The following is an 11,242-nucleotide window of genomic DNA, read 5'->3' on the forward strand; positions in this document are numbered from 1 at the left end:
AACTTTTTTTATGCTTCATTGCTTCGTTTCTTCATTTATCTCCGTCATAATCTCTCCGAATAACCTGATAGATTTTAGCCGGTCTTCGAGGGCATAGGTGGTGGATACCACTATAAGCTCGTTTACCTGCGTTTCTTCCAGAAATGCCTGAATTTGCCTTTTTGCAGTTTGCTTACTTCCTACAAAGGAGTATTTGAGCATCTGCTGCATAGAAGGGTGCTTCAATATTTCTTTCAACTCTTCGGTCATTTCTGCTGGTGGTTGTAAGGCATTTTTTGCCCCGGTTAATACACCAAGGAACATCCTGATTAAGGTGGTGAACAATTTTTCTGCTTCCTCATCGGTATCAGCAACAAAAACATTCACCCCGGCTATAGTATAGGGGTGTTTCAGGGCTTCAGAAGGCTGAAACTCTTCGCGGTAAATTTTTAGAGCGTTAAATAAATGGGTGGATGCGAAGTGGCTTGCGAAAGCGTAAGGCAATCCCTTCTTTGCAGCTAAATGCGCGCTATCGGTGCTGGATCCCAATATGTAAAGCGGCACCTCTGTGCCTTCCGCAATAGTCGCTCTTACTTTCGAGCTTCTGTTTTCAAGAGAAAAGTAATCCTGGATTTTAATTATTTCCTGTGGAAAAGCCTGCGCAGCCTGCATAAAATCTGACCGTATGGCTTGCGCTGTTTGCTGGTCTGTACCAGGCGCTCTTCCAACACCTAGATCAATGCGGTTGGGATATAAATGGGCCAAAGTGCCGAACTGTTCTGCTACAATCAGGGGAGAGTGGTTGGGAAGCATAATACCACCCGAACCTACCCTGATGGTATGGGTGTTTTCTGCCACGTAACCGATCAATACGGAGGGAGCGCAACTGCCTATATGTTCAGCGTTATGATGCTCTGCAAACAAATAGCGTGTGTAATTTAGTTTTTCAGCTTCGATTGCTAATGTCAGCGAATTGTTCAGGGTCTGTTTTATCGTGCCGCCTTGCGGAACAAGTGCAAGTTCTAAGATAGAATATGCTATTTTTTGGTTATTCATATTTTGGCGCTGTCAATTTGTTGTTTGAAGAACAAACTCCATTTTTCCAGTTATCTGTTTTTGTTCCTATATATAAATGATGTTGCAAATTTACGGAAATTTACTTTCCTTTGTATAGTACTTCCCTAAAGGAAAGTGATAAACTTATTATTGAAGACGTATGGCTAATAAAATGGGCTATTTATCCTGCCTTGACACGGTAAAGCCGGTGCGGGATGCGATTGACGTGATTAGTGGCAAATGGAAATTACCGATCATCATTTCTGTTATGACCGGCAATGAGCGGTTCACTGACATACAGGAGAGCATCCCTGGCATCACACCCAAGGTTCTGGCTAAGGAACTCAAAGACCTGGAGCAGCACCAACTGATCAAGCGCATTGTTATAGATGACTACCCGGTTAAGATCTTGTATAAACCGGAACCTTATGCCGATACTCTGACTCCTATCATCGATGCCTTAAAGGGCTGGGGATTGAAACACCGGGAGAGGATTTTCAATAAGGAATAACTTGGTAGCAATTATTCGGAAGGCAAAAAATCCTTGACTGAAATCATGTACTGAAGCATCAAATAAGGGGATCCAATGATGATAAAGACAGGATGCCGTGCTTTATGAGAAGCGCCTCCAGCGCCTCAAATTTGTTGCACTCAGTTTGTAGCTTCTCCTTCTCCGCCTGCAGCAGGAGCCAGCAGTCGCCGTTGGCGTGGTTCTGTGACACAAGCATTTCCCCTTTCTCTGTCAGCAGGCAGTTTATGTCCAAGTCAGGAAAGGAGGAAGCAAGATTAATGCAGCCTCCAGCGTGGACTGATATTTATCGTTTGAAAGGAGGCGTCAAGCAAGTATTTATTCATCTAACTAATAACAAACCTAACACCTTTGCTTCCTCCTACTAACTATACATAAGCTTCTGGAATGCGGCTGTTCTTCTAAGCCTTTAATACGTTTTACTAAAAGGAAAAAGCCCTGCAGCAGGACCACAGGGCTTTCTGGTATTCAATGTATGATGATGCTGTACTATGATATGAGCCGGCAGTAGCATGCTGATGCCGGCTCATGTTTTAATTTGCTGGCTTATATATTGATTTCAGCTCCGTCATTTGTCCTGATGTAACTTTTAGCTCGCCATTATCAGCAACCAATCTCACCTGCGTAAATTCTTCATCAGGGAAGAAGATACTGGTCATCACTGTCTTCCCGCCATCCGCGAAAAGCTCCACAGAGGCCACATCCACTACTAAGCGCAGGTCAAAAGCCTTATCAGTTGATAACCTGGGGGCGTACTGGATACCTGTAAACTTATCTGAAAATTGATTTTCTCCGGCCTTGTCTCTGTTTATGTAATACTGTCCGCGGGTTGCATCAAAGCCTATCAGCACTTTCTGATCCTTTGCGTTTGAAAGCTCAACGGCAAAGGAACTCTGTGCCCCAACAGGCTCCACCTCCAGGTTTAAGTCGAAGGTGGACGTATTCATGGAAAGCTTCTCCGATACATCAAGTGCGCTGGAAACAGTCTGCGCTGCCAGCGTTTTCGTGGTGCCATAGATGTTCTCCAGCTCTTTCACCGGCATAGAAGCCACGCGTAAACCTGCCGGAGTGTTCACTAATTCCAGTGTACGGGCCACTGTCATGGCGCTTCGCCATTTTTCTGTTGGCACCACGTTGGCATAGTCCCAGTTGCTCATCCAGCCGATAAAAAGTTCGCGGCCATCCTCCTTCGGTACGTTCGACCAGGTGATACCGGCATAGTTATCGCGGCCATAATCTATCCAGATACCCTCCTGGCCTACTACAGTCGTAGCAACAGCAGGTTTTGCATTCAGGCTGGCCTCAAACTGCGGGTCCATCACAAACTTGTTTCCGTCAAAGCTACCAAGAAAGTACTGTGTGCCGGAGCCTCCGTTAGGCGCACCAGGGTTAATGTTCACAATCAGCACCCACTTTTCCTCATCTGAACCTTCAACCTTCAGCTTGAACAAATCCGGGCATTCCCACACGCCACCGTGCGCGCCTACGTTAGCCCCGAAATCGCTTTCCAGCTTCCAGTCAATCAGGTTGGGAGAGGAATAAAAGCTGATATGGTCTTTTACGGCCAGCGTCATAATCCACTTCTGCCCTTCTTCATACCAACTCACCTTCGGGTCACGGAAATCGCGGATGCCTGGGTTCTTCAGCACCGGGTTGTTTTTATACTTCGTCCAGTTTCGGCCATTGTCCAGGCTAAAGGCAATGCCCTGCGTCTGGAAATCGTCTCTGCCTGCCTTTTCTCCTTCTGCATCATGATAGGTATAGATAGCGACCATGGCCGGATTTCCTGCTGTGCCCAGGCCAGAGGTATTTTTCACGTCCACTACCGCACTGCCCGAGAAGATGGTGCCCAGGCTGTCCGGGTAAATGGCAATTGGCAGGTGCTCCCAGTTGATCATGTCCCTGCTGATGGCATGGCCCCAGTGCATCGGCCCCCATACCGTGCTGTCGGGGTTATGCTGGTAAAACAGGTGGTATTCCCCATTGTGGTATACCATCCCGTTCGGGTCATTCATCCAGCCAGTTGGAGGGGTAAAGTGAAACTGCAGGCGGTGCTGTTCATCGGATATAGCAGTGGTAGCGGCTACTTCTGTGTTAGAATCCTCTACTGTTGCTTGGTTTGAGCTACAGCTATAGAGTAATGTGCCAAGCGCGGCGAGCGCATATATTTTTTTTACTTGCATAGCAGCTTTTAATTTCATGAAAGGTAGTACCAGTGCATTACAGGTACTACCTTTCTGGTTTGTAATAATTTATTTAAACCTGATGAAGGCAGCTAAAAGTGCATGAAGTATCCTCAGCTGCCTTCTCCACTTTTACCAGTTAGGGTTCTGCTGATACAGTCCTTTGCTGAAGTCAAGCTGCTGTTGCGGAATCGGAAGGTATTCATCCCTGCCCTCTTGGAACTGCGCCTCTGTCAGGTACTGGCGTTTCTCCTCCTCCGTATCAAAATAAGAATTCATGGTTTCAGCGGCTACTCCCCAGCGCACTAAGTCGAAGAAGCGGATGCCTTCCATGGCAAACTCCAGACGTCTTTCCCAACGCAGGGCCTGCCGCGCAGTTTCCTGGGTCCAGTTAATATTCTCACCTGGCTTGTACGTCTCCACCTGAAAGTCAGAGATATAGTTACCGTCCGCGTCTATGAGCATTTCCGTACTGTTCTGTGCACGTTCCCGTAGCATGTTAATGATTGGAAGCGCCTCATCCTGGCGGCCCAGTTCTATGAGTGCCTCCGCTTTCCATAGCAGCACATCAGCAAACCGGATGATTATATTGTTCTTAGAACTTGCAAAGAAAGGGCCGACTCTGCGCAGGCAGGCACAATCCGGTTGCTGCACCTCCTTCATCGAAGAAAAATAGCCATAAAGCTGTGGGGTTCTGGCCCACGACTGGTCATACACTACGTTCGGCTGGTACTTCCATGGCTGCCCCGGTATACCCACCGTATGGTTCACTCTCGGGTCTACGGTATTAGCTCTGAAGTCCTGCGCTGTCACCAAATCAGTAGCATCGTAATTCTGGAACTCAGGTAATCCGTTCTGGTCGGTCCGAAAGGAATTTACCAGGTTCTGGCTCGGAATATTAAACCAGCAGCAACCGTATGTGTCACCCATTGGGTAATTGAGCGCAGTACCCATATCCACCCTGCCTGCCGGTGTACCGTCATCAATAGAACGCTGGATAGCAAAAACAGATTCCGGGTTGTTTTCATACTGCCACAGGAAGTTTTGCCCAAAGTCATTCACCAGGCCATACTGACCTGTGATTTCGTCTACCAGCGTGACTACCTGCTCCAGGTTATCCCTGTTTATGTTTACTACGTTGTGCTGGTCGTCCTGCTCATATGCCTGGTAAAGCAGCGTTTTAGCAAGGTAGGCTTTGGCCGCCCCCTGATCAACACGCCCTTCCTGCGGCACTGAAAGGGGCAGGTTCTCTGCGGCATACCTGAAGTCATCGGCTATTTTCCCCCACAGTTCATTGCTGGTATACTCCACATTCGATATCTGGGCATACTCCTCCTTTAACTTTGTTTCATCAATATAAGGGAACTGCTTGAAAAGGATTTTCAGGAGAAAATTAAAATGACCTCTGATGAAGCGCATTTCTGCCTGGCGCTGTATTTTCTCGGGGTAATCTTCTTCACTCAGTTCATTTATTCTGGTGAGCGCCTCGTTGGCTCTGGCAAGGCCTACATACAGCCTGAACCAAAGCGCATCTGTGGAGCCCTGGTTGGGCCTGTTAAAAACAAAGAGTTCGTAGTTATGGAAGTCGCCTACGTCTCCTGTTCCGCCGCCACCTTTGTAGGCATCGTCGGAGCGGACGCTGCCGTAGGCCCACATACTTCCAAATGGCACAGTCCAGTGGTCATTCCCGATGGCAGCGTAGGCTGCAATCACCATTCCGTCTACTGTTTCAGGTGTGTTCAGCTCGTCACCACTAACGGTGCCCTTTGGTTGATTTTCAAGAAAGTCATCGTTACAACCAACCAGTAGCATGGCTGAACTTAGAACGACAGTTAAATATTTTTTAAATTTCATGATTACGTATTTTAAAGATTAAAATGTAACGTTCAGGCCAAGTGTCAGTCTTGTTGGTCTTGGGTACTGGTCACCGGGCGTTTCAGGGTCCGGGCCTACAAATCTGTTGTCTCCCGAGTTATCCTTGAAAGTCAGCAGGTTCTCGCCGCGCAGGTACACTCTCAGGTTACTGACAAAGATTGGCGCCAGTACGGTCTCCGGAATCCTGTACCCTAGCTGCAGATGTCTTAGCTTGAGGTAAGAGCCGTTGTTGATGAAGTAAGTGGAAAGTCTTCTCTCATCGTTGTTATCGGCCAGAGAAAGTGACGGAATAGTGGAGCCGGTGTTTTCTGGTGACCAGGCGTCCAGTGTACGCACTCCTGCGTTTTCCCCGTTGATAAACATGAAGTCCGTGAATAACTGGAAAGGCTGCGTGTTCACCTCTATGCCCTGCACTCCCTGAAAGAAGATGCTCAGGTCAAAGTTCTTGTAGTACAAGTTGGTATTGATGCCATACTCAAAGTCAGGGTTGGCAACACCGATGTAGTCCTGATCCAGCACATCTATTACGCCGTCGTTGTTTAAGTCTCTGAACCGGATTCTACCTACTCCTTTACCTGGCTGCGTGGCATGCTGCCCAACTTCTTCCTCGTTCTGGAAAATGCCATCAGCCACATAACCGAAGAACGATCTGACGGAGTGACCCAGGATGTTCTTCTCCACGTTTCCGGGGTAAGATCGGATCACATCATCAGGCAATTCTGTTATTCTGTCTCTGAAGGAACCGAAGTTTGCAGTAATATCGTAGCTGAAGTCAGTACCTAGCGTATTTCTGTAGCCTATTATAAATTCGAATCCTTTGTTTCTCAAAGAAGCACCGTTTGCCCATCGGTTCCCGCCCTCACCAATTACGCCGATGTAGGCTGGCGAAATCAGGATATCTTCCGTGTTGCGCACGTAGTACTCTGCCGAACCAAATATCTTCTGCCCCAGGAACCCGAAATCCAGCCCAATGTTGGTTTCAGTAGTTGATTCCCATCGCAGTCTGTCGTTGCCGGTTTGTGTACGAACGTATCCGGATGGCAGCGTGCCGGTGTCGTTACCGCCTATGTCGTATGCGGTTCCACCACTAGGGGCCCAGGTCTGGTCATCGCCATAATTCGCTTGGTACAAAGCATAGGTAGCGTAGTTCCCGATTTCCTGGTTACCTGTTCTGCCCCATCCTGCTCTTAGCTTCAAGTCAGAGATAAAGCTTAAATTATCAGCGATAAAGCTTTCGTTGCTCAGCCTCCAGCCCAGCGAGAAGGCCGGGAAAAGGCCAAACTGGTTCTCACTGCCAAAACGGGAGGAACCATCGTAGCGCAGGGTGGCAGAGGCCAGGTACTTTTCGTTGAAGGAATAGTTTACCTTACCGAAGTATGACATCAGGGAATAGCCAAAGCCGCTACCGCTGTTGTTTCTGTTTCCTGTACCGGCATCCAGGTAAAAGTAATCATCCGTTTGCAAAGCGAACTGTTCCCTGTAGGCTGAGAAGCTATTGAAAGAGCTTTCCACTGCTTCCGTACCTGCCATAAAGTTAACATTGTGGTTGTCGGCCTGCAGGTCGTAGGTCAGTACGTTGTTCCAGGTCCAGCTCAGTAAATGCCCTTGCGATTGGTTAAGCGAATTGATGGGATTGCCCAGGAAGCCCCGTTGGTACCTTTTGCTGATGTTCCGGGCAAACACACTTTCATAGTCAATACCGAAGTTTGTTCGGAGGTTCAGGTTCTTTACTATTTCCAGGTTGGCATGCACGTTACCGAAAACCTTCAGTGTATGCTCTTTATCAAGCAGGTTATCCTCAATAAGTGCTACCGGGTTGTCTCTGTCAGAGAAACCGCCTCCTATTGGTCCGGCAAAGCGGCCATCTTCTGCATACACGGGCAGTATAGGCAGTGCACGAACTGCAAGCATCATAGGCGTACCCCCGATACCATCCGGCATCGGTGTTTCACGCGCCTTGGAGATAGACAGGTTTTCGCCGACGGTGAGCCTGTCGTTAAACATTTTATAGTTAGAGTTCAGGCGAGCTGTAATACGGTTGTAGTTGGAGCCCTTCAGAATTCCCTCGTTGTTATAGTAGTTCATGGAGAACCTGAAACCTCCGTTCTCGCCTCCCTGCGACACAGACAGGTCATGTGTATGCAGCACACCAGTTCTGAGAATCTCATCAAACCAATCCGTGTTACCTGATCTGATACCGGCTCCCTCATCCAGCCACTCTGTTACGTTTACATTCTCCAGAATCGGGTTACCGTTGCTGTCTCTGCGCCAGATATAGGTATACTGGGCATTATCAGGGTCACGTCCGTCGTTCACGGCTGCACGCCACAAGGCTATACCGCGCTGATCTGTATCCAGCATGTCCAGCCTCGTCCCGAACCTTTCTACAGCTACGTTGGCATTATAATCAATGGTGAGCTCGCCTGATTTGGCCTTTTTGGTGGTTACGATGATTACCCCATTAGACGCTCTTGAACCATAGATGGAGGCAGAAGAAGCATCCTTCAGCACCTGCATTGATTCGATATCGTTCGGGTTCAGGTACTGCAAACCAGTAGTGGAGGGCACGCCATCAATAATATACAGCGGGTTATTGTTTCCCAAAGTACTCGTGCCCCGCACCCGCACCTCTGTGTTTGGGTTAGGAGAGCCATCTGTGCTGATGTACAAGCCGGGTACCTGGCCCTGCAGCGACTGCATCACACTCGGCGCCGGGTTATCCTGGATGTTTTCCATGTCCACCACCGCAACTGCCCCTGTCAGGTCAGCTCTTCTCTGGGTGCTGTAGCCAGTTACCACCACTTCGCTGAGTGTTTTATCATCTGTAGCAAGGCTTATTGCTAGCTGCGTTCTGCCCTGAATTGGCACCTCCTGCGTAGCATACCCAATGTAAGAGAAAACAAGTGTGCCATTCACATCCGGTACCGGCAGGGTAAAACTACCCGTCGCGTCGGTGGCCGTTCCTATGGTCTCTTCGCCTTTGTACACAACAGTCACCCCTATCAGTGGCTCGTTGTCGGGGCCTGTTACCGTCCCGCTGACAGCTGTCCTGCCTTGTCCGTATACCACGGGAAGGCTGGTCAGCAGCAACAGCATAATGAATAAAATCTTTTTCATGGTTAATCGTTTAGGAGTTAGAATTATGAAAGGGTCAAAGGTGTGTTCTCAAACTTAGCCAAGTCTATGTGGGGCGTAGCGCCTTTTTGGGTGGCAACGTATGCCCCAACCAAGCATGCTTCCGCCAAAGCTTTTTGTATCGGCTCCTGGTGCAGGTAATTTTTAAGGAAGGTGGCCAGAAAGGCATCGCCACTGCCGATGGTGTCTTCCACTTCCACTTTATAGCCATTGTGCTCTTCGTATCCAGCATCCGTTAGTACTGCCGCACCCTTATCGCCACGGGTAACTATCAGTAGCTGCAGGTTAAAGCACGTCTTCATGGCCTGCATTTGCTCCTGCCCGTTTCCTGACCAGCCAAACCAGCCTGCTATTTCCTCCAGCTCCTGGTGGTTCAGTTTCACAGCATCCGCAAAGTTTAGCAGAGTTTTCAGGCGCTCCGGGTTGTAGTAGGGCGGCCGTAGGTTCACGTCCATCACTTTGAACCTGGCCAGCTTTAGGTACCGGAGCAGCGTTTCCTGGGTGGTTTGGTTTCTGGCGGCCAGGCTGCCGTAGATAAAGACATCGCTTTGCGCCACCAGTTCCGCCACCTGCCCGTCGTATTGTATATAATCCCAGGCAACGGGCTCTACAATTTTATAGCTCACCTCGTTTTTGTCTGAGATGTTTGCCTTTACAACCCCTGTCAGGTGCGTCTGGCCAATCTGAACCCATTGGGTGGAAAGGTTCTTCTCCTCCAGGAAACGCACCAGCTCTTTCCCGAGGTCGTCGCTGCCCACACGGCTGATGATAAGGGGCGAGAAGTTATGGTAGGATAAATGAATGGCGACATTCATAGGTGCGCCGCCAGGCATTTTCCCGCTCGGGAGAATATCCCAAAGCACTTCTCCGAAGCATATAATCTGTGGCTGTTTCATGATTAGTGAGTTTTAGTTAGTAAGCTTTCAACTGCAGGCTGGGCCTCTACCTTGTCTCCGATTTCCTCCAGCGAGATGCCTTTTGTTTCCGGCATTATCTTCCAGACAAAGAGCAGCTGCAGCACCATCATGCCAGCGAAAATCAGGAAGGTGTTTCCTCCTCCCAGCGTGGCTGCTATGTAAGGGAAGGCAAATGCGATAACCGCGGCCATAAACCAGTGGGTAAAACTGCCCAGCGCCTGTCCGCTTGCCCGCACACTGTTCGGGAAAATCTCAGAGATGAACACCCATATCACCGCCCCCTGGGAGAAGGCGAAAAAGGCAATGTAGCCGAACAGGCAGAGGGGCACCAGTATACCGTTAAAGCTCTCGGTGTAGAAGGCCCACGAAACCAGGCTTAGCGTTAAAATCAAGCCAAAAGAGCCGATGAGCATTAATGTTCTGCGCCCCACGCGGTCAATGAGGTTAAGGCCAACCAACGTAAAAATCAGGTTGACGAGGCCAACACCGGCGGATGAAAGCAGGGCTGCATCTTTCCCCAGGCCGGTCATCTCGAATATTCTGGGGGCATAGTAAATGATGGCGTTAATACCGGACACCTGGTTGAACACGGCGAACAGCACGGCCAGCAAAACCGGGAAACTGTGCTGCTTCGAAAAGAGCTTATCAGCTGTGTGTCTTCTTTCCTGCTTATTTTTTGATTCAATGATGGCGGCCAGTTCAGACTCCGCTGTGGAAGGGTCAATTAGATTGAGAACAGTTCTTGCCTCTTCTATAGCTCCTCTCTTAGCTACCAGCCAGCGTGGGCTCTCCGGCACCAGCAGTACAAGCCCTACAAAGGCAAGTGCCGGCAAAGCTTCCACACCCAGCATCCAGCGCCATGCGTTACTTCCTATATCCTGCAACAAGTAGTTTGACAGAAACGCGACCAGTATACCGAACACGACATTAAACTGGAACATGGCCACCATTTTGCCTCTGTTTTTGGCAGGGGCTATCTCACTAATATACATAGGCGCCGCAACGGAAGAAGCACCAACCCCAAGGCCGCCAATAAACCTGAAGAACAGAAAGGTATACCAGTCTGTGGCTAAAGCAGACCCTGCAGCAGACACAAGGTAAAGCACCCCTATCCAGAACAAAGTATTCTTCCTGCCTATCTTATCGGAAGGGTACCCGCCAAACAGAGCGCCCAGCACTGTACCTATTAAGGCAATCGAAACTGTTAACCCATGCTGGAACACATCTAACTGCCACACCGCTTGAATAGACTGTTCAGCCCCGGAAATAACTGCTGTGTCAAAGCCGAAGAGGAATCCTCCCATCGCTACAGTTATTGACCAAAATAAAATTCTCCTGTTGTTCATAGCCGCTTGTTTTTCTTCAAATGTAGCGGCAAACAGAAGAACTGGGCTTCAGGAACGTTTCAATAACTTACAAATTCATACCAACTGAGTAACTAGTCACTAAAAGCAGGATAAAAGGCTTTAAGAGGGGGAAAAGGCTACTTTTAAATTTGTATCAGGCTTTCGATTTTGTATCATTGTTTCGAAATTGTAACACCAGGAAGCGACATTTATTCGAAACAG

8 protein-coding genes are annotated in these 11,242 nt (G+C 48.8%); 1 reads left to right on the top strand and 7 read right to left on the bottom strand.

What is annotated here, in order from left to right; translation table 11 throughout:
* Positions 1–15: 15 nt before the first annotated feature.
* A complete protein-coding gene (locus tag E1919_RS04890; RefSeq protein WP_162052236.1) occupies positions 16–1,035 on the bottom strand; it encodes an LLM class flavin-dependent oxidoreductase in 1,020 nt (339 codons plus the stop codon).
* A 160-nt stretch (positions 1,036–1,195) separates the two neighbouring features.
* Between E1919_RS04890 and E1919_RS04895 the strand changes: the two genes are divergently transcribed.
* Complete coding sequence (locus E1919_RS04895; RefSeq protein ID WP_162052237.1) at positions 1,196–1,546, top strand: winged helix-turn-helix transcriptional regulator; 351 nt, start codon at positions 1,196–1,198, stop codon at positions 1,544–1,546.
* A gap of 58 nt (positions 1,547–1,604) precedes the next feature.
* Here the strand turns inward: E1919_RS04895 and E1919_RS04900 are convergent, their stop codons facing one another.
* The 6 genes from E1919_RS04900 to E1919_RS04925 form a co-directional block, all read right to left on the bottom strand.
* On the bottom strand, positions 1,605–1,757 hold the full coding sequence (locus E1919_RS04900) for a hypothetical protein (RefSeq protein WP_162052238.1): 153 nt from the start codon (positions 1,755–1,757) through the stop codon (positions 1,605–1,607).
* 340 nt (positions 1,758–2,097) lie between these two features.
* Entirely contained in the window at positions 2,098–3,747 is a 1,650-nt protein-coding gene (locus tag E1919_RS04905) for a glycoside hydrolase family 32 protein (protein ID WP_162052239.1), read from the bottom strand.
* A 132-nt stretch (positions 3,748–3,879) separates the two neighbouring features.
* Positions 3,880–5,601, bottom strand: coding sequence for a RagB/SusD family nutrient uptake outer membrane protein (locus E1919_RS04910; RefSeq protein WP_162052240.1), 1,722 nt, complete (start codon positions 5,599–5,601; stop codon positions 3,880–3,882).
* An 18-nt stretch (positions 5,602–5,619) separates the two neighbouring features.
* Positions 5,620–8,739 (bottom strand): SusC/RagA family TonB-linked outer membrane protein, encoded by a 3,120-nt coding sequence (locus E1919_RS04915; protein WP_162052241.1) that lies wholly within the window; start codon positions 8,737–8,739, stop codon positions 5,620–5,622.
* 23 nt (positions 8,740–8,762) lie between these two features.
* Entirely contained in the window at positions 8,763–9,653 is an 891-nt protein-coding gene (locus tag E1919_RS04920; protein ID WP_162052242.1) for a carbohydrate kinase family protein, read from the bottom strand.
* Between the two features lie 2 nt (positions 9,654–9,655).
* Complete coding sequence (locus E1919_RS04925) at positions 9,656–11,020, bottom strand: sugar porter family MFS transporter (protein ID WP_162052243.1); 1,365 nt, start codon at positions 11,018–11,020, stop codon at positions 9,656–9,658.
* Between the last annotated feature and the right edge of the window lie 222 nt (positions 11,021–11,242).

The sequence above is a fragment of the Pontibacter pamirensis genome (genome assembly GCF_010015475.1).
GTDB classification, from domain to species: domain Bacteria; phylum Bacteroidota; class Bacteroidia; order Cytophagales; family Hymenobacteraceae; genus Pontibacter; species Pontibacter pamirensis.